This is a genomic window from Methanococcoides burtonii DSM 6242, from assembly GCF_000013725.1.
Taxonomy (GTDB): domain Archaea; phylum Halobacteriota; class Methanosarcinia; order Methanosarcinales; family Methanosarcinaceae; genus Methanococcoides; species Methanococcoides burtonii.
On record NC_007955.1, the window covers coordinates 2,291,541 to 2,317,619 of the forward strand.

The 26,079-nt window shown below is 42.8% G+C and carries 21 protein-coding genes; 9 read left to right on the top strand and 12 right to left on the bottom strand.

The window, feature by feature from the left end:
- The first annotated feature begins 92 nt into the window (after positions 1-92).
- Positions 93-1,463: a bifunctional hydroxymethylpyrimidine kinase/phosphomethylpyrimidine kinase gene (thiD, locus tag MBUR_RS11265; protein WP_011500183.1), complete on the top strand. Its 1,371-nt coding sequence runs from the start codon at positions 93-95 to the stop codon at positions 1,461-1,463.
- A gap of 37 nt (positions 1,464-1,500) precedes the next feature.
- On the opposite strand, the gene MBUR_RS11270 is transcribed toward thiD, so the two are convergent.
- The 4 genes from MBUR_RS11270 to alaS form a co-directional block, all read right to left on the bottom strand.
- Positions 1,501-2,031, bottom strand: a complete 531-nt coding sequence (locus MBUR_RS11270; RefSeq protein WP_011500184.1) for a universal stress protein — start codon at positions 2,029-2,031, stop codon at positions 1,501-1,503.
- A gap of 59 nt (positions 2,032-2,090) precedes the next feature.
- Positions 2,091-4,688 carry a valine--tRNA ligase gene (locus MBUR_RS11275; RefSeq protein ID WP_011500185.1) on the bottom strand — a complete coding sequence of 866 codons (2,598 nt, stop codon included), beginning with the start codon at positions 4,686-4,688 and terminating at the stop codon, positions 2,091-2,093.
- Positions 4,689-4,824: 136 nt separating this feature from the next.
- Complete coding sequence (locus MBUR_RS11280) at positions 4,825-5,895, bottom strand: response regulator transcription factor (protein WP_011500186.1); 1,071 nt, start codon at positions 5,893-5,895, stop codon at positions 4,825-4,827.
- Between the two features lie 291 nt (positions 5,896-6,186).
- Positions 6,187-8,958 carry an alanine--tRNA ligase gene (gene alaS, locus MBUR_RS11285; protein ID WP_011500187.1) on the bottom strand — a complete coding sequence of 924 codons (2,772 nt, stop codon included), beginning with the start codon at positions 8,956-8,958 and terminating at the stop codon, positions 6,187-6,189.
- Positions 8,959-9,257: 299 nt separating this feature from the next.
- On the opposite strand from alaS, the gene MBUR_RS11290 reads away from it, so the two are divergent.
- Entirely contained in the window at positions 9,258-9,533 is a 276-nt protein-coding gene (locus MBUR_RS11290; RefSeq protein WP_011500188.1) for a hypothetical protein, read from the top strand.
- 110 nt (positions 9,534-9,643) lie between these two features.
- Complete coding sequence (surE, locus tag MBUR_RS11295) at positions 9,644-10,429, top strand: 5'/3'-nucleotidase SurE (protein WP_011500189.1); 786 nt, start codon at positions 9,644-9,646, stop codon at positions 10,427-10,429.
- Between the two features lie 92 nt (positions 10,430-10,521).
- Here the strand turns inward: surE and MBUR_RS11300 are convergent, their stop codons facing one another.
- From MBUR_RS11300 to moaA, 3 genes are all read right to left on the bottom strand, one after another.
- A complete protein-coding gene (locus tag MBUR_RS11300; RefSeq protein WP_011500190.1) occupies positions 10,522-12,174 on the bottom strand; it encodes a SulP family inorganic anion transporter in 1,653 nt (550 codons plus the stop codon).
- A 414-nt stretch (positions 12,175-12,588) separates the two neighbouring features.
- On the bottom strand, positions 12,589-12,738 hold the full coding sequence (locus MBUR_RS14210) for a hypothetical protein (protein WP_198003747.1): 150 nt from the start codon (positions 12,736-12,738) through the stop codon (positions 12,589-12,591).
- Positions 12,722-13,678 (bottom strand): GTP 3',8-cyclase MoaA, encoded by a 957-nt coding sequence (gene moaA, locus MBUR_RS11305; protein ID WP_011500191.1) that lies wholly within the window; start codon positions 13,676-13,678, stop codon positions 12,722-12,724. The genes MBUR_RS14210 and moaA overlap by 17 nt, the downstream gene beginning before the upstream one ends.
- A 77-nt stretch (positions 13,679-13,755) precedes the next feature.
- Between moaA and MBUR_RS11310 the strand changes: the two genes are divergently transcribed.
- Entirely contained in the window at positions 13,756-15,075 is a 1,320-nt protein-coding gene (locus MBUR_RS11310; RefSeq protein ID WP_048063668.1) for a cobyrinate a,c-diamide synthase, read from the top strand.
- A 4-nt stretch (positions 15,076-15,079) separates the two neighbouring features.
- Here MBUR_RS11310 and priL read toward each other — a convergent pair whose 3' ends face one another.
- The 4 genes from priL to MBUR_RS11330 all read right to left on the bottom strand — a co-directional run bounded on the left by priL (position 15,080) and on the right by MBUR_RS11330 (position 17,714).
- On the bottom strand, positions 15,080-16,174 hold the full coding sequence (gene priL / locus MBUR_RS11315) for a DNA primase regulatory subunit PriL (protein WP_011500193.1): 1,095 nt from the start codon (positions 16,172-16,174) through the stop codon (positions 15,080-15,082).
- Between the two features lies 1 nt (position 16,175).
- Positions 16,176-16,913: a DNA polymerase sliding clamp gene (locus MBUR_RS11320; protein ID WP_011500194.1), complete on the bottom strand. Its 738-nt coding sequence runs from the start codon at positions 16,911-16,913 to the stop codon at positions 16,176-16,178.
- A gap of 92 nt (positions 16,914-17,005) precedes the next feature.
- Positions 17,006-17,317 carry a transcription factor S gene (locus tag MBUR_RS11325; RefSeq protein WP_011500195.1) on the bottom strand — a complete coding sequence of 104 codons (312 nt, stop codon included), beginning with the start codon at positions 17,315-17,317 and terminating at the stop codon, positions 17,006-17,008.
- Positions 17,295-17,714, bottom strand: a complete 420-nt coding sequence (locus MBUR_RS11330) for an NUDIX domain-containing protein (protein ID WP_011500196.1) — start codon at positions 17,712-17,714, stop codon at positions 17,295-17,297. Before MBUR_RS11330 ends, MBUR_RS11325 begins: the two co-directional genes overlap by 23 nt.
- Before the next feature lie 66 nt (positions 17,715-17,780).
- Between MBUR_RS11330 and artA the strand changes: the two genes are divergently transcribed.
- The 3 genes from artA to MBUR_RS11345 are packed head-to-tail and all read left to right on the top strand — an operon-like array spanning position 17,781 to position 19,911.
- Positions 17,781-18,593: an archaeosortase A gene (gene artA / locus MBUR_RS11335; RefSeq protein ID WP_011500197.1), complete on the top strand. Its 813-nt coding sequence runs from the start codon at positions 17,781-17,783 to the stop codon at positions 18,591-18,593.
- A gap of 11 nt (positions 18,594-18,604) precedes the next feature.
- Positions 18,605-19,231: a phosphatidylserine decarboxylase gene (locus MBUR_RS11340; RefSeq protein ID WP_011500198.1), complete on the top strand. Its 627-nt coding sequence runs from the start codon at positions 18,605-18,607 to the stop codon at positions 19,229-19,231.
- Positions 19,228-19,911, top strand: coding sequence for an archaetidylserine synthase (locus MBUR_RS11345; protein WP_011500199.1), 684 nt, complete (start codon positions 19,228-19,230; stop codon positions 19,909-19,911). Before MBUR_RS11340 ends, MBUR_RS11345 begins: the two co-directional genes overlap by 4 nt.
- A gap of 46 nt (positions 19,912-19,957) precedes the next feature.
- Here the strand turns inward: MBUR_RS11345 and clpB are convergent, their stop codons facing one another.
- Positions 19,958-22,567 carry an ATP-dependent chaperone ClpB gene (clpB, locus tag MBUR_RS11350; RefSeq protein ID WP_011500200.1) on the bottom strand — a complete coding sequence of 870 codons (2,610 nt, stop codon included), beginning with the start codon at positions 22,565-22,567 and terminating at the stop codon, positions 19,958-19,960.
- 522 nt (positions 22,568-23,089) lie between these two features.
- Here clpB and MBUR_RS13150 point away from each other — a divergent pair.
- Together MBUR_RS13150 and MBUR_RS13155 are read left to right on the top strand one after the other, a co-directional pair.
- Positions 23,090-24,169 (top strand): PAS domain-containing protein, encoded by a 1,080-nt coding sequence (locus tag MBUR_RS13150; protein ID WP_198003748.1) that lies wholly within the window; start codon positions 23,090-23,092, stop codon positions 24,167-24,169.
- Positions 24,162-26,063, top strand: a complete 1,902-nt coding sequence (locus MBUR_RS13155) for a PAS domain S-box protein (RefSeq protein ID WP_011500202.1) — start codon at positions 24,162-24,164, stop codon at positions 26,061-26,063. Before MBUR_RS13150 ends, MBUR_RS13155 begins: the two co-directional genes overlap by 8 nt.
- Positions 26,064-26,079: the final 16 nt, after the last annotated feature.

Below are 26,079 nucleotides of genomic sequence, written 5' to 3' on the forward strand. Positions count from 1 at the left end.
TGAGGTCATATATCATTCCTACTCTTCGAGTTACTAATTACACTTCTAAATAACCACTTGTTTTTTATCCAAAAAGTTCAATCTTAGACTTTATGATAAGAGAAGGCTTAAAAATGGATGAGGTGGGGATCATTCCCGTTGTATTGACTATCGCCGGTTCTGACTCCGGCGGCGGTGCAGGCATTGAAGCTGATATCAAGACTCTGGCTTCCCTGTATGTACATGGGGCATGTGCTATTACCTCAGTGACCTCGCAGAACACAACTGGTGTTCAGAGTGCTTATGAGCTACCTCCAACCGTGGTATCCGACCAGATGGATGCAGTATGCACTGATATGGACGTCAGGTGGGCAAAGACCGGTATGCTTTCATCTGCTAATATTGTCAGGGCAGTTGCAGATCGTGTAAAAAAGTATGGCCTTAAAGTTGTCGTTGATCCTGTGATGGCCGCAGAGGCAGGTGGAGATCTTCTCGAGAAGGATGCTGTATCTATCCTTAAAGACGAACTTTTACCCATAAGCTATGCTGTAACTCCTAACATCAGCGAAGCAGAGATTCTTTCTGGTATGTCTATAACTACCCGTGAGGATGCCATGGAAGCTGCAAAAGCTATAGCTTCCCTTGGATTGAATGCAGTTATCATCACTGGCGGTCATTCTGATGGGGTGGACCTTGTTTATGATTCAGTTACTGATGAGTTCACAGAAGTATCTGGTAAACTGATCGAAGGTGGGACCCATGGTTCAGGTTGCACTTATTCAGCAGCGCTAACCTCCTATCTTGCAAGGGGTTATTCCCTTCAGGATGCCGCAATTGGTGCCAAGGAGTTCGTAGAATCCGGCATCCTTTTGAGCAAGAACATTGGCAAAGGCGTGGGTCCGGTGAACCAGATGGGCTATCTCCATACAATGGCAGCAAAAGAAAGTGTGTTGAGGAACACCGGGGAAGCTGTCAGGATGCTGGAAGATGATGTTAACTTCGCCAGCCTTGTTGCAGAGGTCGGTTGTAATATCGCCATGGCAATACCTCATGCCATGGAAGTGAAGGATGTAGCTGCAGTGAATGGAAGGATCGTGAAGCTTCAGGGCAAACCCAAGGTCGTAGGATGTGTCAGCTTAGGGGCAAGCAGTCATGTGGCACGCATAGTATTGGCTGCGATGGAATTCGATTCCAATATGCGTGCATCAGTGAATATCTCCTATTCTAAGAACGTGCTTGCCATCTGTGAGGACATGGGGCTTTCCATATCATCTTTCAGTCGTCAGGAAGAGCCTGAGGACACACACACCATGGATTGGGGTGTGACCTATGCCATCGACTCGTATGGTCGTGTGCCTGTCATCATCTATGATGAAGGCGGTGTGGGCAAAGAACCAATGGTCCGTGTACTCGGGAGGGATGCAGTGGAAGTGGCAGGAATTGCTCTGGAGATCGCAGCACGTCTTACAAAAGAGCAGGCATAATTTAAAATGAGCCTGCTATTATCCATTTCTTCTCTTTTTATCTGACTGCCAGTACTTCCACTGGTGAGTTCCTGATAACTTTATCAGCGACACTACCAAGTTTGAACGTACCGTCTGCGGTCATTCCAAGCGTACCGATAACCACCATGTCCACATTCTCTTTCTTGGCTGTGTTCAGGATCGTAGCTGCCGGGTGTCCTTCTTCGATAATTGTCCTTACATCTATATTGAGGGGCTTTCCCATGTCCTTTACATAGGCGGTTATCCTCTCTCCCTTCTCCATAAGAAGTTTGTGCCTTTCAGTTTTCCATCTCTCATCTGCGACACGGGCAAATTCCCTCCACTGCTCACTTGTCATGTGTTCAGTGGCAGCGACTTCCATTGCAGTGAGATTGTCTCTGTGCACTGATTCAGGAGTTATCCCGACGGAATTTATCTCTATAACGTACAGCGCAAGAACACTGGCACCGCACGATGATGCGATCTTCAAACCCGACATTACGGCTTTCTCTGCATTTACAGACCCGTCGGTAGCTATCAAAATAGTTTTATATTCTTTACAATTCATAATAATATCTCCGCAATAGTTATAGAAAACTATCGCGGGGCAGAAAATAACTGTTTTGGTCAGCGAACTATCACTACGACAGTTCCATTGACATCAAGGACATCAACAGCCCTTCCGGCAGAGATTACCTCTTTCTCAATGGCCACACTTTCCGGCTCAAGCTCGATATCCTCGCCATCTATATTGATGTTGATGTTCCCTTTTGAGATGATATTTGCAACTTCCACAGGGTCCATGGATGTCAGGGTCTTGATTATGGCTCCTGCCTGTTTCCTGAACTTCGGGCCTATGATGGCCATGTTAGGCTTAACGTTCACAGGCACATGCTCAAAGTCCGGCTCCCCGCTAATTACCTCTACGGTCGAGTTCGTGACACCTGTCAGGTCTGAAGCATCTCCAAGGGATGCATATACTTCGATCTTTTCAAGGGGTGCGTTGAGCGCCATGCCAGATTCGGATTTGTATCTTCTGATACTGCCTGCAATGTCCTTGATAAGCTCTCCGTCCTTCTCGATAGCCTCATCGATGAGTGTCTTATCAACAACTGGCCATTCCTGAACGTGTATGCTTCTCTCACCTATCCTTGAGTACATCTCCTCTGCAAAGAACGGAGCAAATGGTGCAAGCATGCGTGAGAGTCCATCAATGGCAACATACAGTGTGTACTGTGCTGACCTGCGTGCTTCCTTATCTTCACCATACAGCCTGGACTTCACAAGCTCGATATAGTTATCTGCAAGGGTCTCCCATGCGAATCCCCTTATGGATTTGTATGCTTCGTCAAACTGGTATGCATCAAGACTTGCGGTGACCGAACTGATGAGCCTGTTAAGATTGCTCAAAAGCCATTTGTCAATGACATTGAGTTTCTCCGGTTTGCCGGACGTGATCTCTGCAAGCTCGTCTTCGATATGTGACATGGAGAACCTGTAGATACTCCACATCTTAGTAAAGAACCGGGATGCTGATACTACGTCTTTCCATCTGAACATCACATCGGAGCCCGTGGAGCCACCTACTGCTGCCCACTGCCTGAATGCATCAGCACTATGGTCCTTGATGACCTCTTCAGGTGAGATGACATTTCCGAGGGATTTACTCATCTTATGTCCGTCCTCTCCGAGAACCATTCCGTTGACGAGTATGGACTCCCAGGGCTTCTTGCCAGTAAGTGCCATTGAACGAAGTATGCTGTAGAAAGACCATGTACGAATGATGTCGTGTCCCTGTGGACGCAACTGTGTTGGGTTTCTCATCTCCTTATCGCTGAGCCATCCTGCAACATGTAATGCAGTGATGGATGAATCCATCCACGTATCCAGGACATCCTCTTCAGGCTCGAAATCTTCACAGCCGCACTTACATGCCACAGGTGGCTGCTGTTGTGTTGGGTCGATAGGAAGCCATTCCTCTTCAGCGACCATGACCTCGCCACACTTCTTACAATACCAGACAGGTATTGGGGTTGCGAAGATCCTCTGGCGTGAGATACACCAATCCCACTCCATGGTGTTGGTCCAGTTCTGAAGCCTGACCTTCATGTATTCAGGCAGCCATTCGATCTCGTCTGCTGTCCTGAGTATCTCATCATTGTCGATCTTGACGAACCACTGCTTCTCGGACAGTATCTCTATAGGTGTCTTGCATCTCCAGCACATTCCAACGTTCTGTTTGAGCGTGTTTTGCTCGTAGAGATTTCCTTCGCTCTTGAGGTCTTTGATAATAGCAGCTTTACATTCAGGTATTGTCATTCCTGCGTATTTACCGGCTATCTCTGTGATGATCCCGCTCTTGTCAATTCCCTTCCTCAGCGGAAGGTTGTGTTCTAGCCACCATCTGACATCCTGTTTATCACCAAAGGTACAGATCATGACTGCACCTGTACCAAATGTTGGGTCAACGTCCTTGTCAGCTATGACCTCTACATCATGACCGAACAGTGGTACTTTCATTGTTTGCCCAATGTATTGCTTATAACGCTCATCTTCCGGACTGATGGCAATGGCAACACATGCCGCAAGCAGTTCCGGTCTTGTTGTGGCTATCTCCAGCTTGTCGAAGTGCAGGAAGTTAAGCTTGGTATCCCTTGAATCGTATTCGACCTCTGCAAAAGCAATCGCTGTTTCACATCTTGGGCACCAGTTTACTGGGTGCTCTGACTGGTACACACGGTCCATGTCTTTCATCTTGACAAAAGATGTCTGTGTCTTGACGTAGTACTCAGGTTCCATTGTGACGAACTCATTGCTCCAGTCAGTTGAAAAACCGAGGCGGTGCATTGTCTTTCTCATCTTGTCGATGTTGCCTACGGTCAGTTCTTCACACATTTGTCTGAATTCTGTACGTGGTACCTGATTCTTTGTAATGCCGTGGTTTTCCTCTACCTTTACTTCGGTAGGGAGGCCGTGGCAGTCCCAGCCCTGCGGGAACATCACATTAAAGCCTTGCATCCTCTTGTATCGGGCAACAAAATCGATATAACACCAGTTAAGAGAGTTTCCTATGTGGAAATTTCCAGTAGGGTATGGGGGTGGGGTATCAATGATATACTGGGGACGACTTTCGTCTTTCCAGTCAAAATGATACATTGACATATCCCAGTCGTTTTGCCATTTTTCTTCTATTTCGTGAGAATCGTATTCTTTAGGAATTGTCATTAAAACACTCCAATTATTATTGAAAAGTATCTATGTATTTTGATAGATTGAGAGGTTTTAGAATATTTAAAATATCTGGTTGGAACTCAAATATTGCACATTATCATTGCTTGTTCCAAAAAAGTTGAAAAGATGATTAATTTTGTTCGGCCAGTTCCGGTTCCCAGCCAAATCTTTTCATGACCATCTTGATACGGGCATTGATCTCCCTCTTGTCAAACGGTTTTGAGATATAATCATCAATTCCAAGCTCCATTCCTTTAAGCTTGTCCTCTATCTCGGTCTTTGCAGATACCATTATGACCGCAATATCCCTTGCATATGGGTCTTCTTTCAATCTTTCGACAACCTCATATCCGTCCATGTCCGGCATCATAATGTCCAATAATATAAGGTCTGGAAGCTCCTCAATGGATTTCTTGACCGCATCCTCTCCATTGTATGCCACAATGAAATCGTAAGGTTCAGTTGCAAGTGAAAGCCTGATAAGTTCAGGGATGTCCGGCTCATCATCCACTACAAGTATCTTGAGCCTTTCCTTATCTATCTTCTTCTGGGTATATTCGAGATCTATCTTCCCGTCCACGATGGTGTAATGAACATCAAGGCTTTTCATTCCAATATCAGTGTGGAAGTTGCCTTTCTCCGTAATATCTATTATAATATCGAAGAACGAGCGCATGAGTCCTTCTGTCTCGGGTGGAAGTATGCCTTTGCCAAGCATTGAAATAATACTTCCCTGGGTATCACGAACTTTTCTCTCGAGGAACTTGATGAAATTCTCAACTACCTGGAGGTTATCCTTTGAGAGTACTGTAAGGTCATCAAGGACCATGATGGAACCCGGCTTATCATCGAATATCCTCGATGCGTGTGACCCTATCTTGATGTAATCGCTTGCAGAACCACAATAGAAGGTATTTGGGTCGTTCTTGCCTGGTCCTTCGATATCAATGAACCACATTCTCTCAATGTGGTCATTGATCTTGAACCCGTACTCCTCGAACTTTTCGAGCACATGTTTCCTTGAGGTCTTCAGGCATAACCACACAATGTTCCTTTCTGGATTGCATTTCAGTGCAGAATACGTGTAGAAATAGATCATCCTCTCGCTAAACACATTCAAAGGCGCCAGCATCAGTGTGTTCTTCGATGCCAGTTCTTCACAAAGTGTTTCTATGATCTTAGTTGTTTCTTCTACAGACATCTTACCCTCATCCAATTACTTAGGTCATTATTGTTTTTTTGTAATATTAACCTTTTCAAAAAAACCTATCTTTTTAGATGTGAATATACACTTTCAGATCGGCAACAAATATTCCATTATATCGATAAGATATTTGTGAATGATCTATTTGGGGCATATGGCTCAAAGAAAAGAATGTATTTGCATTACAACGATATAATTATAAAAAAGTGCCTTCAGGTCAGGAACACTGACCTGTGGGCGTTTGGCTTCAATTACCAATAAAGGTACCTATGTATCTTACCAATGTTCTTAATTGAGCTGTTCTTTCAAAAGTTCGACACTGCGTGATAATGCATTGTCCATGCCTGAAGGATCTGTTCCTCCACCGCGTGCCATGTTAGGACGGCCTCCGCCGCCTCCACCGACCATCGTTGACATCTCCTTGACGATAGCACCAACGTTAACACCCCTTTTCACAGCATCATCTCCTGCAGTTGCAACGATCTTAACGCCATCCATCTCACTGATAAGGATCGCGACAACATTACTTTCCTGTGTGAGTTCTCCGGCTGTCTTTGTAAGCTCTTCACTGTCTGCATGTGGTATTGCTTTTGTGATGATACGAATTCCGTTCACATCTTCAGCGTCGTTGACAAGCTGGCTGACCCTTGAGTGAGCAAGCTCTTCTTTGAGTTTGTTATTCTCTTTCTTAAGTTCCTTCCATTCATCGAAGAATCTCTCGATGGTCGAAGGAAGCTGTTCTGCTGATACGCGCAATGTTTCAGATGAATCACGCACAAGGGTTTCAATATCTTGCATGGCAATAATAGCTGCTTCTCCTGCTGCGTATTCCAGGCGTTCGACACCGTCTTGTATGCGCTCTGTCTTCAGTATCTTTATTGGACCTACCAGACCAGTGTTCGTACAATGTGTACCAGCACATGCCTCGATATCGTTTCCTACCTGAAGTACACGTATCATCTTTCCCGGGGGAACTCCTCCCTGATACAGTCGGAAACCGTATTTCTGTTCGGCCTCTGTCCTATCCATCCAGTCGCTTATGATCCGCTTGTTCTTCATAACGGTGTGGTTTGCAATAATCTCGATCTGGTTTGCCTCTTCCTGGGTGATACGTTTGTAATGTGAAATGTCAAGACGTGCACGGTCTGCGAACTTCTGTGCACCTGTCTGCCAAATGTGGCTACCCAGAACTTCTCTTGCAGCATCATTGATTATATGGGTTGCAGTGTGATGTCTTGCATGTGCCATACGGCGCTTTTCATTGACTCTGCCGACCACCATATCGCCTTTTCGTATGTGCAGTTCGTCCTCTATCTCGTTTATGGTGTGTACAACTACGCCATCATACATCTGGGTATCAACAACTTTCAGCACAACATCTTCGACAGTAAGGGTTCCGTGGTCTGCAGGCTGTCCTCCTCCTTCCGGATACATGAGCGTGTTGTCAAGGACGATATGGTTATCGAACACTTCAAGGACAACAGCATCGAAGTCCATTCTGTTAGGCTCATCGTAGAACAACCTCTTTGTCTTAGGTAACCTCGCGATCTTGTCAGCAAAAGGCACAACTTTCTCTTCTTTCTCTTCGGACTGGCTATGTTTGTCTGCAACAAGTGAATAGAAATTGTCTGGCAGATCGACTTCGACACCTACATCAGATGCTACTGCTTTCGATATCTCTGGTGGTATGCCATGGCTGTCATACATGTCGATGATCGTCTCCAGTGGCATTTTCTCACCGCTCTCTTTGTAATGTCTGGCGGATTTCTCCATCATTCTTCTTCCACGTTCGAGAGTTTCTGCAAACTTACGTTCCTCATGTTCCAGGATATCCTTGATTACATCGAACCTTTTCTGGAATTCCGGATATTCGGGCAGGTTGTTGATGTGCATCTGTATTATCTCAGAAATAGGGATCATTATACCAAGGTCCTTCATCATTCTGAGAGTTCTGCGTATGACAAGTCTTGCCAGATATCCGGCTTTCACATTGGATGGTATGATGCCGTCACCGATCATGAACGTCAGACATCTTGTATGGTCAGCTATGGCATAGACATTTTCCACAGGCTCCATGATGGAGCTGAGCTTGTCCGCAGTGATGCCAATGCTTGCCGCAACCTGTTTTCTCAGTTCCAATAGGTTTGCCTTCTCGCTTATGTCCATAAGTCCTGCAAGGCGTGCATTCTGTGAGAGGATATGTGAATATTCATTGTTCTCCAGTTCGTGTTCGATACCTGCCAGTCCCATAAGTTCGTTCACAATACTGGGGAAAATTGCATCGTAAATGGTTGGTGAACCTTTTGAAGCCCAGACTAACCTTTCAAGTCCGTACCCAGTGTCCACGATGTAATTTTCCATCTTGGAATACATGTCACCTTTGATGTCGATATCTCCATTTTTGTCCTTCTTGAGATTCATGAACACAAGGGTTGCGACCTCAAGTCCTCCAATGAGTACTTCAACACATGCTCCTGCATTTCCACCGCCTGCCCATGGTTCTTCCTTATAGGTAACAGCCATAGGGTCTGCGCCAAGGGAATTGAGAAGTCCATCGCACAGTTCAAGAGTGTGCTCTTTCCAGTATATTTCCTCGTTCTTCGTGTTGAAGGCATGGTGTGCCATCATCTCGAAAGTTGTAAGGTGCCTTCCACTCTTCCCAACCGCATCAAGGTCAGAAAGCCTTATGCATGGCTGGGAGATCGTCAATGGGTTTGCCGGTGGGGGAACCTGGCCTGATGTAACGAATGGCTGAAAATCAGCAATTGACGCAATTGTCAGGTATATATCATCTCTCCATCTGGCGATGACTGGGTATCTTTCTATACGGGTATGGCCCTGCTCTTCAAAAAAGTTCAGGTAGAACTCTCGCATGTCTGGAAGCTCTAACTCTTTTTTGAACACTGGATTTCCAATAAATGAATAAGGGTCGCATGGCGCATCTCCGCACGTAGACCTTTCTATGTCTCGTGTCCAAAAGAAGTTACCACACGTAGGGCACTGTTTTCTAACAAAACCGTTATCAGAGAAAAAATCGATTTGATATTCATCTTCAAGCATAATGATTCCAACTGTAGTCGTTATTCTATAATCATAATGTGTAAATTAAATAATTAGTGAAACGTGTTCTATCCGTATCCTTCAATGGTTTAAATACATTTCTCATTTGAGTAGTCTATCTTCAAAACTTTACATTTGTATATTTCTTGTCAATGGCGCAAGATAGCGATAATCAATGTCCTCTCTCTTCGGTGTGTACATATGTGTACACAATTTGCTACGATTGTCTTCGTTTCATGGACACGCTTGATATATGCATGTCCATAGATTCTGTAACTTAAGTAGGAAGGGAAGTGTCCATGATGCAAGCAGTAAAATATATGTCATTGGTTTTCAGAGGCGTAGTAGAAGAATACGACAATACGGGTGTCCGACCATCTGTTTTTATGGATGCTGCCGGTGATCTTCAGATCTATATATGCGATCCTATTATCGATGATCCTAAGGTAATGGAATCTATCAATGAAAATGAGCTTGAGGCAAATGGTGGTCAGTTCGTTGGTTTTCTTGAAAGCTCCTTCAATGCACACTATAACAAGGTGAAGCCGGAGATGGAGTTACTGCACTCAATGTGAAATAAATTTGCTTGGGACTGTTCTGTTCCTGTTAATTTTAGATTCCTACTCCTTCTTTTTTTCATTCTTGTTCCATTAACTATAACACTCCAAAGAACAAAGAATGCACAATGTCAAAACGAATACTTCTTACCAATGATGATGGTGTGTATGCTGCCGGTATCAGAGCAGCTTACCGCAGCGTGTCCGACCTTGGTGATGTTACTGTCTCAGCACCAGCTCAGCAGCAAAGTGGTGTGGGTCGTTCCATATCCATATTCGAACCACTGCGTATTACTCGTACTACCATTGACGGTATTGAGGTACATGCGATCGGTGGGACTCCTACTGATTCTGTTATTCTGGGTATCTTTACTATCATGAAGGAATTGCCCGACCTGATCCTTTCTGGCTTCAATATAGGTGAGAACATCAGCACAGACACTATTACGACCTCCGGGACCATCGGAGCTGCACTGGAAGGTGCAAGTTATGGTGTTCCTGCCATTGCCGCATCCTTGCAGGTGACCGAAGAGGGATTGAAATTCGATGACCTCCGGGATTTCCAGCATGACTTCGATGTTGGTATCAAATTTGTGAACGGTGTTGCAAAAAAAGTCCTTAAAAACGGTCTGCCTGAAAATGTCGATCTTTTGAACATTAACATTCCTCATTTTGTAGAAGAGGACTCTGAAGTTGAAATAACAAGGCTTGCTCGCAAGTTCTTCCGTACGGGTGTGGAGGAACGCCGCGATCCAAGGGGAAGGCCATATTACTGGATAGCAGGTGACCTTATCCACACAGCCGAAAAAGGCACTGATGTCAATGCCATAGAAAAAGGTCACATCTCAGTGACACCTATATCACTGGATGCAACATCTCCCATCAACTTTTCAGAAATTGAACATCTGATGTGACCTTACGGTCAGATGTTCATATATCTCCCTGGATATCTCAGTTCAACAGTATAGCTTCTCTAATCTATTTTGAACAGGTAGGGATGTTCTCATCAATTTCCCTCCCTTTCCTGTAAATATCCAAGGGCTTCCTGTGTGCTTTTGAATACTATGACATCCTTTTCCTGCATTAACTTGCTAAGGACCGTGTCAGAGTTGATCGATCTCATTACCTCCGGCTGTACCGTTGTCAAATATACTTTTTCACCTGTTCCTTTTCTGGTAGTGATGAAGCTTTTCAACCTCTCTATACCTGTGGTATCGATAAAAGGAACATAACGCATTCTTATTATTATATGGGGCTTGCTCATATGTATGTGTTCATCGACCTTGTTCTCGAATACGGCCATTGCACCGAAGAAGAATGGACCATTTATCGTATAGACCGCTACATTATCTTTCAGGTAAGGGTCTGAAAGTATCGTAGCATTTATTCCTTCGGAAGGGTCGTAGCCCTCCATTGACTGGACATCGATTATGTTGGTCAGGCGTATGAACAGTAGTATGATTGAAAGGAACATACCTGCCTGAATGGCAAATACAAGGTCAGTTAGCACCGTCAATGCAAATGTCGTCAATAGGACGAACGTATCCATCTTGCTGATATTTATCGTGGTCCTGATCTCATCTACATTGACCATTTTGATCGAGACAAGTACTAGTATACCTGCAAGATATGCTTTTGGAATGTACTGTGCTATTGGTCCGAAGAATATCAATATCCCCAGTAGTACCAATGCATGAATGACCCCTGACATACGGGTCTTGGCACCTTCTCTTATATTGACCGCACTTCTTGCGATCGCTGCTGTTGCAGGAATGCCTGCAAAGAACGGAAGGATAACATTTGCAATTCCCTGGCCTATCAGTTCCTTGTTGCTGTTGTGTTTGGTGTTCGTCATTGCATCACAGACCACAGCACAAAGGAGTGATTCTATGGTTCCGAGAAGAGCTATGGTAAATGCTGCTGGAAGGACTGCATACATGAGTCCTATGTTGATGTCCAGCATGTGGATCTGGGGTATGATACTTGGGATCTCTCCTACTATAGGTATCTTCAGATCGAAATGATATGTGAGGATAACTGAAAGTACTAAAGTTATGATGGAGGCAGGGATATTTTTCAGATATTTTATGTTAGACAATACTTTTGGCAACAGTAGCATGAGTATTATTGTACCTGCAAACATGCTTAATGCCAAAATATTCATCGCGTCAATGCTTGTGAAAACATCATAAACGGTTTCCCACACATGTTCACGGGCAGGCAATACCAATCCGAATACATTGGATAGCTGTCCGATCAATATTATTATTCCGATACCGCTTGTAAATCCTGATATGACTGGCAGCGGGATATATTTTACAACTTTTCCCAAACGAAAAATGCCGAAAAGTATCTGGAAAACACCTGCTAAGACCCCTGCTAACAATAATCCTTCAACACCATAGCCATTGACAGTTGATAATACAATAACGGTCATAGCACCTGTTGGTCCGGATATTGAATAGCGGGAGCCGCCAAAAGTGGATACTAGCATTCCTGCAATAATGGCAGTGTAAAGCCCCATTACCGGCTCAACTCCGGAAGCGATTGCAAAAGCGATGGCAAGTGGGAGTGCCACAACTGCAGTGATAAGACCTGCTTTCAGGTCGCTCAAAAACGATTCTTCAAAATAGTTCTTAACTTTCTGTTCTGTTCTCATTAGATCAAGTCTGTGGTATTTTAGTCTGAAAAATGGATGTATTATTATATCAATTTTAAATAATATGTCTGAACGATATCGTAAATAGAGTACTCCAGTAAATAGTTTTTGGATATTTCCTAACGATTGACTAATAAAATAAACACATGACTATACTTTGGGTAACACCTTCGTTGTCTGAATTGAAGAACGGATACATTCCGTGGTTGTTTGGGCTAAACTAGTTCAATGTTCGAATTAAAGAATTGTTCACTCAATACCACGCTAAAAGTGTCATAAACAGTTATAATTTGAGTTAATGGGTGGATAACCTGGAAGGGATAAGTTAATGAATGTAACGATGTCGAAAAAACGGGTTGAATTGCAGAGCTGCTGTCCGTTCAATTTCGCTCTATGGCTCCTGTCTTTGATCTCTTATTTTTGAATTTTGATCGTCATTTCTTTCCAGCCCTCTTCGACACCATGTAATGTCTCCACAGAAGAGCCGGTCATGGCTGCGAGTATCTCTGTAACGAAATGATTGATCTTTATGTTATTTCCATCAACTTTAAGTTCTACTTCCATTTTTCGTTTCCCCTATTATTGTTTTATCTTTCATGTCCCTGTAGAATGGTACTCTGCGATCAACAGATCTGCGTAGTAGTTCCGGCAGTTCATCAGGTTCTGCTTCTGAGATGTCTATGAGGTTGTTGTTGACCAGCAGGCAAGGTTTAAGCTTTCCATCTGCGGTTATCCTGAGCCTGTTGCAGTTGGCGCAGAACTCCGTATTTTCAATCGGTCTTACGAACTCGACCTCAGCACCATCGATGATGTATTTCTTACGGTGGTGCATGTTACGTATGGTAATATTGTTTGCATGTGCTTCAAGTTTTTTCTCTATCTTGTCCGCATCAAGATCGTATTGTTTTCCATCCTTGAAATCCATCACCTGGATTATCTGTAGGATCAGATCGTCTTTTTTACTTCGGACAAGGTCCAGCATATCCCCGATCTCATCTTCATTGATACCTTTTAGAAGTACCATGTTCAGTTTGACAGGGGTCAGTCCGGCACTTATGGCAGCATCTATTCCTTCAAGGACCTTATGCAGGGTTTCCGGGCTTCCATGAGTTATATATGCATACTTTTCTGGATCGAGGGTATCAAGACTAACATTGACGCGGTCCAGTCCGGCCTCTTTCAGACTGAATGCGCGCTCTTTGAGAAATACGCCGTTCGTTGTAACTGAAACATCCTTTAGTTTTGGAAGTTTTCGGAGTATGTCCTCAAAATCTTTCCTGACAAGGGGTTCTCCACCTGAGAACTTGACTTTGTTGACACCGAACTTTGCCGCAGCGCTGACGATGACAGAGATTGTCTTTGCGGACATTTCTTTCCTGCTTCCTTCATCACCTTCGCTGTGGCAATAGATGCAATCAAGGTTGCAGCGGTTCGTAATTGAGATCCGAAGGCTTGTAACCGTACGTCCGAACCTGTCTGTCAAACTATTACTGGATGGATTCATGGTCGTGCACACAAAATGATTCTTAAGTTGTGGAACAGATGGTAATCGATATATATAAAACCAACTCAATTAGTGCCATGAAACAATCAGTCCTAATTGCAGGAACGCATAGCGGTGTCGGTAAAACGACTGTTGCTATGGGAATTATGGCAGCTCTTACCAAAAGGAACATGAAAGTACAGCCTTATAAGGTTGGTCCGGATTATATTGACCCCACTCATCATACAGCTATCTGCGGGGTGTCCTCAAGGAACCTTGACACTTTCATGATGGGTGTGGATGGCGTTCGCAGAACTGTGGATAACAGTTACAAGGATGCTGATATCTCTGTTATAGAAGGGGTTATGGGTCTTTATGATGGTATGGATTCAACGGAGATCGCCAGCTCGGCACATGTTGCAAAGTCACTTGGTATACCTGTCATACTGGTAGTGAACGTACATGGTATGTCCAGAAGTGCCGGTGCTATTGTTAAAGGTTTTACTGAATTCGACAAGGACGTTGAAATTGCAGGTGTTATCCTTAACAGGGTGGGAAGTCCACGCCATGCAAAGCTGATCAAGGATGTCCTTCAGGATATTCCGGTCGTTGGTACTGTTCCGAGGAACAATGATGTGAAAGTACCTTCAAGGCATCTTGGTCTGCATATGGCATCTGAGCAGGATTATGATGTAGATATGCTTGCAAGTTTCATTGAGGAAAATGTCGATATCGACACAATCCTATCTCTTGCACGCGAACCTGTTAAGCCTAAAGTTGAAGATGAAAGGTGTGTCGGAAATATGTCCGAGGTAAACATAGGTGTTGCCAGGGACAGTGCATTCTGTTTCTATTATGAGGAAATGTTCGATATGTTCAGGAAATGTGGTGCGAATATTGAGTTCTTCAGTCCTCTGGACGGTGAACTTCCTGATGTGGATGGCCTGTATTTCGGTGGAGGTTATCCGGAACTCCATATCGCAGAACTTGAACGGTCAAGCACGACAAAGAAGCTCAAAGACCTTTCTGCTGATGGTATGCCCATCTATGGTGAGTGTGGAGGGTTGCAGTATCTGTGCAGTTCCTATGAGATAGAGGATGTCGTGTACAAGATGGCAGATCTCTTCTCTGCAGAAACAGTGCAGACAAAAAGGCTTCAAGCACTTGGATACACTGAGGGTGTAGCAAAAGGCAAGTTCATAAAAGGACCTGTCAGAGGCCATGAATTCCATTATTCTCTGACGGAATGTGATAGTGATTCAAGGCTTGCTTACGAAATGTCCCGTGGTAAAGGCATCATGAACGGAAAGGATGGTATCACGGAGCATAATTCCCTTGCAAGCTATATGCATGCGCACCCTGGCTCGTTCCCTGTAGACAGTTTTGTGGAACAATGTCGCCAGTACAAAAAGAGATAAATGCTTACTGAGGGGGAGTTTCTCCTTCCTTTTTCTCTTCATGCCCTTTTTCGTTATCGTTTTGCATCCTGTTCTTGACCCACACTCTTCTGCTATAATATCCTAAAGGATGCTTAACTCCTTTGCATAACTCATCCGGAGCTGAACAGTTGCCATAGGTTCTCATCGTGTTGCAGGATGGCGGTTTATATGTTGTGCCGGATGAAGTTCCAGCGATGTGTTCTATCTGGTAGCGTGTTTTTTCCTCGTCAAAATCCGGGGAGATGTTGAACATTGCTACCACTTCATCAACGGACATCCCGATATTTATTAAGAACGAGGTCATTGCAAATCTCATCGAATGTGCAAGGTTAACTCCTGCACGTACATTTGCGATCGCTTGCGTGATACATGGTGGGAACAGGTCACTTTCGACTCTCTGGAACTCTCCTACTCCGAATTCGGTCTTCTTCTTTTCCAGTTCTTCACTGATTGTATCCGTATGCGGGATGCAGGCTTCACATATCTCTTTCGGAACGGTTACTGGGAGTGAGTTCTGTATCCGCAGGCGTATTGCCTCCTGGAGCAGACGGGCAAGCTCTTCCTTGCTTATCTTTACGTAACCCTTCTTCATCTTCCGGTTTACCAGTTTCCAGTTAAGGTCCTTCAAAGGACTTGCAAGTTTGATATAATCCGTAAAATGCAGGTCGAAAAATATGTCATGGGTTTCCGGATTCTCGTAGATCTCCGCATTGATCCTGAAATCAGTGGCCAGGTCCTGTAGGAACTCAGGTTGTTGTGTTTTCAATAAATGGTATGCAGCCTTGGCTTCAGCGAGTGCATATTTTCGGGTTAAAAAAGGGTCATCTATGCAGGATACGAGTATCCTGGAAAAAGGGTAGGACAGCAATTCAGTAAGTATCTTTCCTTCTTCTGAACTGGATGGGGATGGTTTTTCTATCTCGCCTTCAAGCGCTTGTATTACGCGCTCTCTTCCCCTTATACGTGCGGATTCCAGTGCACGCGAAGATAATAGCTTGTCCGGTGAAAATCCGAGGCTGCCGACATATTCGGATGCCTCGGTAACAAAGGGGTATAAGGCGAGATGTCTGTTATCCATTTTAGTCTGATTCAATTCTTGGTGCAAGCAGATATCCAATGGTGCCTTTTCCGTTGGCAATACTGAAATTGATCTTTATAGGAAAATCGTTGCCTAGGTGAAGTGAGATCTCGTTGGATTTTGAAGCAGGTTTTATAATGTCTGACAGGTAGTCAAGCGAGAACAGTGAACGCACTTGAGATGGCTTGATGTCAATAAGCTGGTCACGTGTCATGGTGAGCTTCACACGGTCGGTGTCACCCTCTGCTTCCATGAAGAAGGATTCTCCTTCAACACCAAGTAACATATGGTCACTTATTTTCTCAGCAGCTTTAACAGCTTTTTGTAGGTCCTTTCCGTTAAGGACTATTTCTGCTGGCAGTTCAAGCTGTGGAATTCTAGGTTCTGCACGGATCGTAGATGGGTCAAGCAGTGAAATTGTATATGAAAAACCGCCTATCTGGATCTTCAGTTTCTTTGATTCCTCATCGAGTTCCATCTGGACCTTATCGTCCCTGTCTGCAACTCCCAGTATATCATTGATCCTTGAAAGGTCCAATCCTAATTCACAGTCATTTGCTTCAAAGTCATCGAATGCCTCTGGGGTAAGGTCAAAACTTACCATTGCAACGTTTGCAGGGTCAACCGCCCTTACAACAACTCCTTCTGGTGAAATCCTGAACCTTGCTTCGTCCACGAGCACAGAAAGTGTTTCGATCGAATCCTTTAGAAGATATGCATCAATTGTCGCCTTGAACATGTTGTTTCTCCGCCAAATAATCTCAATTTCAATTTGTTTATATCATTTCCCGTATATATGTTTTCACTGCGTTTTTCAGTAGATCATATATATTAGTCGTATTCACGCCATGTGTAGCTGCACTTGATACATTTGAAAAACCGTGTTTCCGACTCATCGGCGGACCTTAATTGTCTTAGCCACCAGTATGCAGTATTGTTTCCACATTCTTCGCATCTTGCAGTTGTTGTAGGAAGTCCGATATCAGTATCACCTTCAAGGACAGTGACCTCTCTTTCTTCCCTTGATGATGTGCTCAAAAGGTCTGGAGCTGCATCCTTCACTTTCTCATATCCACATTTTCTACATTTAAGCGTCCCTTCGATTGGGTGCATCATACTTTTACATTTTGGACAGAATTCCATTAATCTCATCTCCTGCATCATCTATCATTTTTCGGTGGTCGAAAGCCAGTTCAGGCAATTTTTCGGGATCGAACAAAGCTACATCTGCTGCATCTGTGTTCGCTTCCGGATTTCCATGACCTGTTGCTAGATAGCATACGGACACAGTGTGTCCACGAGGATCGCGCGAAGGGTCTGAATACACTCCGATCAATTTAACAAGATCGATAGATAATCCGGTTTCTTCAAAAGATTCTCTGATTGCCGCAGCTTCAGTTGTCTCACCTACCTCCACAAAGCCACCTGGTAGTGCAAATTCGTTTTTGAACGGGTAATTGTTCCGTTTGATGAGTACAATCTTACCATTTAAGATGATTACGGCATCAACAGTCAATAGGGGTGTTGTTGGGACTGGCATTTTTTACAGAACCTTATCCATTTAGCAAGATACTATATATGATACCTGTTATAAAGATACTATATCATGATTGAAAACGTACTTTGGATAGCCGTCGCATTAATGATGGCATCTGCTATCCTACCTCCAACAAAAAGGATAAAGTTTCTGGTTGGTGGTTTAGGGTGGGTGTTCTTTTCACTACACTGGGCTTACCAGCCATTACATTATGTCGCGATAAACGATTATTTTAATGTAATACTCACTATAGCCATTGCTTTTTTCTGTTTGTTCATGGCACAGAATATGATCAAGGGTTACAAAGGCTTTTCAGTTTCTGAAGAAAAGGGTCACCTCAATACTGTGCTAATGGTCACAAGTGCAACTGCGCTTGGTTCTCTTTTCTATTTCCCTTTCGCGAACATACCTTCGCTAAATCAGTGGATCATTTCCACAGTTACTAATAATACAGTGTGGATGCTCCAGACGTTGGGGCATGATGTGCTCGTAAGTGGTAATGAAATAGTTTATAATGGATATGCTGTTAGTATCATACTTGCCTGTACTGCAATTGAAAGCATTGCTTTGTTCACGGGTCTTATAATCTCTATAAACGCTCCTAAAAGGAAGCTCTTTCAGGCTTTCATGGTCTCAGTTCCCGTGATATATTCATTGAACCTCATCAGAAATACCTTTGTAATAGTTGCATATGGTGATCAGTGGTTCGGTCCTGAAAGTTTTGAAATTGCTCATCATATCATTGCCAAGTTCGGATCAGGAATCGCACTTTTTGTCATTGCCTATGTAGTAATGCGAATACTGCCTGAACTGCTTGACCTGATCGATGGTCTGTGGGAAATGACCACAGAACAGTTAAGGTCATTCGTACGTAAGATCTAAGGGAACCGGAAATGTTAGCTAAAGATTCTCTTTCATGGGTAGTTACTGTAGTTACTCTGACGGGTATTTTCCTGACCGCAGCGGTCTTGACGGGAATTGATCTTGTATGGTATTTGTTCTATATGTCTCTCTTCTTGACTTTTTTTGTCATCTGGTTCTTCAGGGATCCTGATCGGACTACCAGGATATGTGACCATTGTATGTTCTCAGCAGCCGATGGCAAAGTTATGGATGTAAGTGGACGACGGGTCTGTGTATTCATGAATGTCCATAATGTACATGTGAACCGCACACCTATATCTGGTGTCGTAAAGAGCATAACTCATAAAAAAGGTGGTTATTTACCTGCTTTTCATAAAGATTCTGAGCGGAACGAACGCACTGTCACAGTGATCAAGAGCAGTCACGGTGAAGTGAATGTGACTCAGATAGCCGGTGTAATGGTTCGCAGGATCGTTTCTTATATCAATGTAGGGGATGAGCTTGTCAATGGTGAAAAGATAGGGATGATCCGCTTTGGTTCCCGCGTAGATGTGACCATTCCAGACGATTTTGATATTGCCTGTAAGGTCGGCGACCGGGTTTATGCAGGTGAAACGGTAATTGCAAAAAAAAAGAACTTTAAGGTACGGAAATGACTTTTATAAAAATCCTTAAGATACCAGATGTTGTGACACTTGGTAATGCCATGTTCGGCATACTTTCAATTTTCAGTGCATTTTCTGGGAAAGCGGATCTGGCTTTCATTTTTATTCTCTTTGCAGCCATTGCTGATGGTGCAGATGGATTTCTGGCTCGTAGAATGGGTTCAAGTGCTATAGGTGAAAATCTGGATTCACTTGCAGATGTAATTTCTTTCGGTACAGCACCTGCAGTTGTCATCTTTTTGATATATGGTCATCTCCAGCCATATCTTGTGGGTACTGCTGCTTGTATCTATGTTCTCTGTGGTGTTCTCAGACTTGCTAGATTCAACACGAAACACAAAGAGATCCCGGATTTTGAGGGACTTCCAATTACAGCAGCAGGGGTTGTTCTTGCTTCTTACTTGTTAATGGACGACAAATATATAATACTTTACGGGATTGTTATTTTGATGCTTCTATTATCCTATCTTATGATAAGTGAGCATCCTTATCCCAAACTTCGTCATCCTAAAGCAATGGTTATTATGGCAATTATCTTCATGCTTCCAGTATTGTCCTATTTTGTCCTGCCGGAATATCTCTTCATCTTTGCTACATTAATTTTTTTATTAATGCTTCTTTATCTCGAATCTCCACTTATGAAGATTCCGCGGCAGTATTATGATGAATGAACAATTAAATTAATGGAAAAAGTGAAGGGTAGTGTCCCTTCATTGATCATTGCTTTGCTGGCTCTGTTCTTACATTGACAACGATTCCACGGTCATCGGCATCCACTTCTATGGTGGAACCTTCAAGTGCCTGTCCTCCGACTATTAATTTTGCAACTGCGGTTTCTACCTCGTTCTGAATGACACGCTTGAGCGGTCGTGCTCCATAAGTTTCACTGTAACCTGCTTCGGCAAGGTAATGTTTCGCCTTCTTTGATATTTCAAGCACCATTCTCTTTTCCTTGAGCCTTTGTATAAGGTCAGTTGCTTTAATATCTACGATGGTCACAAGCTGTTCCTTTGTCAGGGGGCGGAATATGGCCAATTCATCGATACGATTTATGAATTCCGGGCGGAAATGTTTGGCAAGTTCGTTCTGTGCCATCTCCTGCATCTTAGCATAATCCTCACCTTCCTCCAGTTTCGAGAGTGTGCGATCAACACATATGTTAGATGTCATTATGATCAGTGTATTCTTGAAATCCACTGTTCTACCATGCGAATCTGTAAGTCGTCCGTCATCAAGTATCTGGAGCATTACATTGAACACATCATGATGGGCCTTTTCTATCTCATCAAAGAGAACGACTGCATAAGGTCGTCTGCGAACTGCTTCTGTAAGTTGCCCTCCTTCATCGTGACCGATATATCCTGGTGGCGCTCCGATAAGGCGGGATACAGTATGTTTTTCCATGTACTCTGACATGTCGATGCGTATCATATTGTTCTCATCATTGAACATTTCCGCAGCAAGTGCCTTTGCAAGTTCGGTCTTGCCAACACCTGTTGGTCCAAGGAATATGAAACTTCCAATAGGTCGTTTCGGGTCCTTGATACCTGCATAAGCACGTATGATCGCATCTGAAACCGCTTTGACAGTTTCGTTCTGCCCAACAATTCTCTCATGAAGCTTCTCTTCCAGATGTGTGAGCTTTTCACGTTCTCCTTCCATCAACCTCGTTACCGGGATGTTGGTCCATTGGCTTACTACCTGTGCAATGTCCTCTTCCCAAACCTCTTCCTTGAGGAGCATGTCATCCTGTTGCTCCTGCAACTTTGTCTCCTCTTCTTTATACTGATGTTCAAGAGGGGTTAAACTACCGTATTTCAGCTTTGAGGCCAGCTCGAAATCTCCGCTGTTCTCAGCAAGTTCGAGTTGTATCTTAATATCCTCTATTTGCTGTTTCAGTGATCCAAGATTTGCAATGGTGTCCTTCTCGCTTTGCCACTTAGCACGCATAGCATCGGATTCAGCACGAATGTCCGCAAGTTCCTTTTCAAGGTCGGCCACTCTTTCCTTTGAAACCGCATCCTTCTCTTTTTTCAGTGCTTCTCTTTCTATCTCGAGCTGCAATATCTTACGATCTGCCTCATCCAGCTCGGATGGTTTGCTGTCAATGGCCGTTCTTACCTTCGCAGCTGCTTCATCAACAAGGTCTATTGCCTTGTCTGGCAGGAACCTGTCCGAAATATAGCGGTTACTGAGGACCGCAGCTGCCACAAGTGCAGTATCCTTAATTCTTACTCCGTGGTGAACCTCGTATTTTTCTTTCAGTCCTCTGAGGATGGATATGGTATTTTCGACATCCGGCTGGTCAACAAGGACCGGCAGGAATCTTCTTTCAAGGGCTGCATCCTTTTCTATGTACTTGCGGTATTCGTCAAGTGTAGTAGCACCTATGCAATGCAGTTCACCTCTGGCAAGCATTGGTTTTAGCAAGTTCCCTGCATCCATCGCGCCTTCGGTGGCTCCTGCACCCACAATGGTGTGCAGCTCATCAATGAAAAGGATGATCTGTCCTTCGGAATCAGCAACTTCTTTTAAGACCGCTTTAAGGCGTTCTTCAAACTCTCCTCTGAATTTTGCTCCTGCGATAAGTGCACCCATGTCTAATGCTATGATCTTCTTATTTTTCATATCCTCGGGGATGTCATGCTTGGCAATACGCAGAGCAAGTCCTTCTACAATAGCTGTCTTGCCAACCCCTGCTTCTCCTATGAGTACGGGATTATTCTTTCTGCGGCGTGAAAGGATCTCTATGGTATGCCTTATCTCCTGATCCCTACCTATTACCGGGTCAAGTTTTCCCTGTGCTGCAAGTTCGGTGAAGTCAATTCCGTATTTCTTGAGCGGTTCCATTGTGTCTTCTGGATTTTCGCTGGTAATGCGCCGATTCCCCCTTAGTTTTTTAATTGCTTCTAGTGTGGCATCTATTGTGATGCCTGCTTCTTCGAGTATCCGGTAACTTGTGCTCTCTTTTTCTTTCAGGAGTGCGATGAGCACATGTTCTACACTTATGTATTCATCATTCATTGAACTTGCTTCATTTTCAGCCGTGTCCAATACTCTGCTGTATGCCTGACTTACGTAAGTCTGTCCACTTCCTGATCCGGATACCTGTGGCAGTTCTGACAAATGGTCTTCAAGTTCCTTTATTATCGACTGATTTTCAGCCCCTATTCTGTCAAGAATGGTAGGTACAAGCCCACCAGTTTGTTCCACCAATGCAAGCAACAGATGTTCGCATTCTGTTTGTTGGTTATAATATCTTGCAGCAATGGAGAAAGACTTCTGTATGGCTTCCTGTGCTTTCTGTGTAAAACGGTTAAGGTCCATTTTTACCTCCGTATATATGGTGATGCAATGGTATTCGAGATTCTGTCCTTTTTAACATCTGTAACTGAAACATTTCCCCCCTGTTCCACGTATAATCTCAGATATTCAAATGGTTTGTTATTGTTTGATCATCAACTAATGTCAAACAAGTTCATTTAGTGTATATCACATTTAAACATTTCTAAAAAAATAGTACTCAACATGCTTACAAATATTTCCGAGGGGTGGGGTAACGTTGGAGACTCTTGCAAAAATCTTGGCATTAAAATTTCAAGTGGCAATCATCATCTTCAAAACTTCATAGATGCCTGTCTTGTCTATATAAAAAAAAGATTTCTGTATTTGCGTGGTGGTAGTCTCAAAACAGCGGTATGTGAGATGAGAACGGATTCTGAGAGGATATTCGATGAGTTAGAAATAATAACGGAAGTTATTGATAATGAGATTGGACTTAAATGCCGTCCTCATTGTATTATAATTTACAATGGTACTAAATTTGTATTTGTATGTATACACTTATATATGGTATCAAGCATACTTAATTGTGTAACACTGTTTGTGGGGACAACGTGTTTAGTAATGTGGGGTATGGGAATGTACATTGTCACTGGATCTTCCGGTGAAGGGCTTTCGGGCTCATCACATACATCTGAAAAAGATGGCCTTTTAGAAGGAAATGAACTGGAGCTTTTATGTCTGAGCTTTGATTTTATAGATGGCAAGATATCCTTTGAACAGGTTGCACAGCGAATAGTTGAAAAGATTCCCTTTATTTTCATTCATCCTGATAATGTATGTGCATGCATAGATATTCAAGATTCCTTTTACACATCCTCAAATTTCAAAAGGACAAATAATTCTCTTAGTTATAATGTTTCTTTGGATGATGAGTCTGTTGGGGTCATTTCTGTATACATTTTGGATGAATTGGCTGATATGGATTCCCGTTTGTTTTCTAAAAAAGAAGAAGAGATGTTCAAAAGAGTTGCCAATCACATTGAAATGATGTTAATGCATCGGAATATGCATACTTCCTCCTTTGAAAAAGAGCAGTCATATCGTTTTCTTGTAGAGAACATCAAGGATATGGTCTACTCTATTGATGTGGATATGAACCTGTTATACATTAGTCCGCAGGTTATTTTTTATGGTTATACTCCTGAACAGATCTCTTCTGGAAACTGGCTGGATATAGTTCATCCTGATGACAGGGGAAGGCTCATTGATAGTTATCGCGCTACGGTCAAAAATGAATTTAATGAACCGACTGTTTTCAGAATATTCGATTCAGATGGGCATATTTACTGGATGGAAGAAATGGGGATGCCTCTGCTGAATTCATCGGGTGAGGTTACGAGTATTAGCGGTATTATTAGAGATGTGACTGAACGAAAGGATCTGGAGGATGCGTTAAAAAAACGTGTAGAATTTGAAAGAATAATTAGTGATATATCATCAAGTTTCATTAATTTTTCATCAGATGAGCTTGATGGAAAAATGCATGATGCTATAGAATCGATTGGCAATATTTCTGATATAACTCAGTGTTATATTTATGATTATTCTTATGGAAGTTCTCTTTTTTCCATTATTTATGAATGAAAAAGAGGGTAAAGAACCTCTTGAAAGTATGGGCGATCTTCCGATCTCAAAAGTTCCAATGCTGTTTAACGATCTAATATCTGGTATAAATGTTGTAGTTTCGTCTCTTGATGAACTCCCTTCTGATATGGGTGCAGAAATATGTCAGGTCGATAATTGTCATGTAAGATCATTTGTTGTTGTGCCAATGATCGTAAAGAACAAGTTGATTGGTTTTATTGGTTTTAACAACAATGAAAAGGAAGTACGATGGTCAGATATTGAAGTAGACATGTTCTCTTTTGTGGGTATGATCATTGGAAATGCATTACAACACGAACGTTATAATAATGTCCTTTGTGAAAATGAAATGTATTTCCGTTCTCTTTTTGAAGAGAGCAATGATGCGGTATTGATCCATATTCAGGATGGCACGATCTTAAATATCAACAAAAAAGCCTGTGAGATGTTAGGGTATGAAAGGAGTACTCTCTGCAACATTAATGCTTACTCTTTGTATGATGAAAAGCTGTATGATGGACTTCCTGTTTTTGCAAGAAAGGTACTCTCCGAAAAATTTGCTCACTCCAAATCGTGTATGATAAGAGCCGATGGCAGTATTATTGATGTTTCAATAAGTTCTTCTTTCGTTGATCGAAATAAGGGTGTTATTCAGAGCATTGTTCGGGATATTACTGTTGAAAAAGAAGCTGAGCAAGAACTAAGATGCTATCGCTTGAAATTGGAAGATAAAGTGAAAGAAAGGACTGAAAAATTGACTCGTGCTAATGAGCAGCTTGAAGAAGAAATATTTGAGCGTAATTTAATTGAAGTTTTGATGAGTGAGAATGAGCTTCTCCTGAGTAACGTTCTTGAATCATCAAGTGATGGCATTGCTTTTTTTGATATGGACAATAATACAAAGTTAATGAATTCCCAATTCCGTAATATGTGGGAAATTCCTAAAGATGTAGTTGCTGATATGAACTACATCGATATTTTCACAAATTATGGTTTTCAACATCTTGAGAATGCAGAATCTGTATTATCAAAGGTACGTAAATTCTCAAGCCGATACGAAAAAGACAGTGGATTGCTTTATTTTAAAGATGGACGTATAATTGAGTATAATCTGTTCCCGGTTATTAAAGATGGAGTAGCCCAGGGACATGTCTGTAATTGTCGTGATGTAACTATTAATAAAAAAGCAGAAGCTGAACTTAAGAAGTATGCAGATGATCTGGAATATTCTAATGAACTAAAGGATCTGCTCGCAGATATCTTGCGGCATGATCTGTTAAACCCGGTTGGGATAGTAAAAGGTTTTCTTTCTGTTCTTATACAAAAGGAATATGATCCCAAGATGCTTGATATGCTCAGAAAGGCCGAAATGAGCAATCTGAAGGTTATCGATACGATCGAGATGGTTTCTAAACTTTCAAAACTTGATTCAGTTGAAGAAATTGAGTTTAGCGTTATAGATATTGGTCTCATGATAAACATTGCAAAAACGAACTTAGGGGCAATGTTTAAGAATAAGGATATGAGGGCTTTATGCAGATTCAGTGGTAATTATCCGGCAAAAGCTAATATAATGGTCGAGGAAGTGTTCGCAAACCTACTTTCAAATGCTATAAAATACAGCCCGAAAGGTAGTACTATCTATATTGATATTTTAGATGCAGGCGATGAATGGAAAGTACAGTTCACTGATTTTGGTGAAGGCATTTCCGATGAGGAAAAAGATTTTGTTTTTGAAAGGTTCAAGCGGGTTAACAAGACTAATATTAAAGGAACTGGCATCGGTCTTGCCATCGTACGGAAGATAGTCGATCTTCATGGAGGTCACTTTGGAGTTGAGGATAATCCCGATGGGAAAGGATGTGTTTTCTGGATCACTCTGAAAAAAGGATGATCATCGTTCTTCCTAC

What these genes read in the sequence shown, in the direction of transcription:
- artA (WP_011500197.1), top strand. Translation starts at nt 17,781, where the DNA reads ATGATTGAAAACGTACTTTGGATAGCCGTCGCATTAATGATGGCATCT.
- moaA (WP_011500191.1), bottom strand. Translation starts at nt 13,678, where the DNA reads ATGAATCCATCCAGTAATAGTTTGACAGACAGGTTCGGACGTACGGTT.
- MBUR_RS11345 (WP_011500199.1), top strand. Translation starts at nt 19,228, where the DNA reads ATGACTTTTATAAAAATCCTTAAGATACCAGATGTTGTGACACTTGGT.
- MBUR_RS11320 (WP_011500194.1), bottom strand. Translation starts at nt 16,913, where the DNA reads ATGTTCAAGGCGACAATTGATGCATATCTTCTAAAGGATTCGATCGAA.
- clpB (WP_011500200.1), bottom strand. Translation starts at nt 22,567, where the DNA reads ATGGACCTTAACCGTTTTACACAGAAAGCACAGGAAGCCATACAGAAG.
- priL (WP_011500193.1), bottom strand. Translation starts at nt 16,174, where the DNA reads ATGGATAACAGACATCTCGCCTTATACCCCTTTGTTACCGAGGCATCC.
- MBUR_RS11330 (WP_011500196.1), bottom strand. Translation starts at nt 17,714, where the DNA reads ATGCCAGTCCCAACAACACCCCTATTGACTGTTGATGCCGTAATCATC.
- MBUR_RS11325 (WP_011500195.1), bottom strand. Translation starts at nt 17,317, where the DNA reads ATGGAATTCTGTCCAAAATGTAAAAGTATGATGCACCCAATCGAAGGG.
- MBUR_RS13155 (WP_011500202.1), top strand. Translation starts at nt 24,162, where the DNA reads ATGAATGAAAAAGAGGGTAAAGAACCTCTTGAAAGTATGGGCGATCTT.
- MBUR_RS13150 (WP_198003748.1), top strand. Translation starts at nt 23,090, where the DNA reads ATGGTATCAAGCATACTTAATTGTGTAACACTGTTTGTGGGGACAACG.
- MBUR_RS11340 (WP_011500198.1), top strand. Translation starts at nt 18,605, where the DNA reads ATGTTAGCTAAAGATTCTCTTTCATGGGTAGTTACTGTAGTTACTCTG.
- MBUR_RS11280 (WP_011500186.1), bottom strand. Translation starts at nt 5,895, where the DNA reads ATGTCTGTAGAAGAAACAACTAAGATCATAGAAACACTTTGTGAAGAA.
- thiD (WP_011500183.1), top strand. Translation starts at nt 93, where the DNA reads ATGATAAGAGAAGGCTTAAAAATGGATGAGGTGGGGATCATTCCCGTT.
- MBUR_RS14210 (WP_198003747.1), bottom strand. Translation starts at nt 12,738, where the DNA reads ATGGAAGTAGAACTTAAAGTTGATGGAAATAACATAAAGATCAATCAT.
- surE (WP_011500189.1), top strand. Translation starts at nt 9,644, where the DNA reads ATGTCAAAACGAATACTTCTTACCAATGATGATGGTGTGTATGCTGCC.
- MBUR_RS11290 (WP_011500188.1), top strand. Translation starts at nt 9,258, where the DNA reads ATGATGCAAGCAGTAAAATATATGTCATTGGTTTTCAGAGGCGTAGTA.
- MBUR_RS11300 (WP_011500190.1), bottom strand. Translation starts at nt 12,174, where the DNA reads ATGAGAACAGAACAGAAAGTTAAGAACTATTTTGAAGAATCGTTTTTG.
- MBUR_RS11310 (WP_048063668.1), top strand. Translation starts at nt 13,756, where the DNA reads ATGAAACAATCAGTCCTAATTGCAGGAACGCATAGCGGTGTCGGTAAA.
- MBUR_RS11270 (WP_011500184.1), bottom strand. Translation starts at nt 2,031, where the DNA reads ATGAATTGTAAAGAATATAAAACTATTTTGATAGCTACCGACGGGTCT.
- MBUR_RS11275 (WP_011500185.1), bottom strand. Translation starts at nt 4,688, where the DNA reads ATGACAATTCCTAAAGAATACGATTCTCACGAAATAGAAGAAAAATGG.
- alaS (WP_011500187.1), bottom strand. Translation starts at nt 8,958, where the DNA reads ATGCTTGAAGATGAATATCAAATCGATTTTTTCTCTGATAACGGTTTT.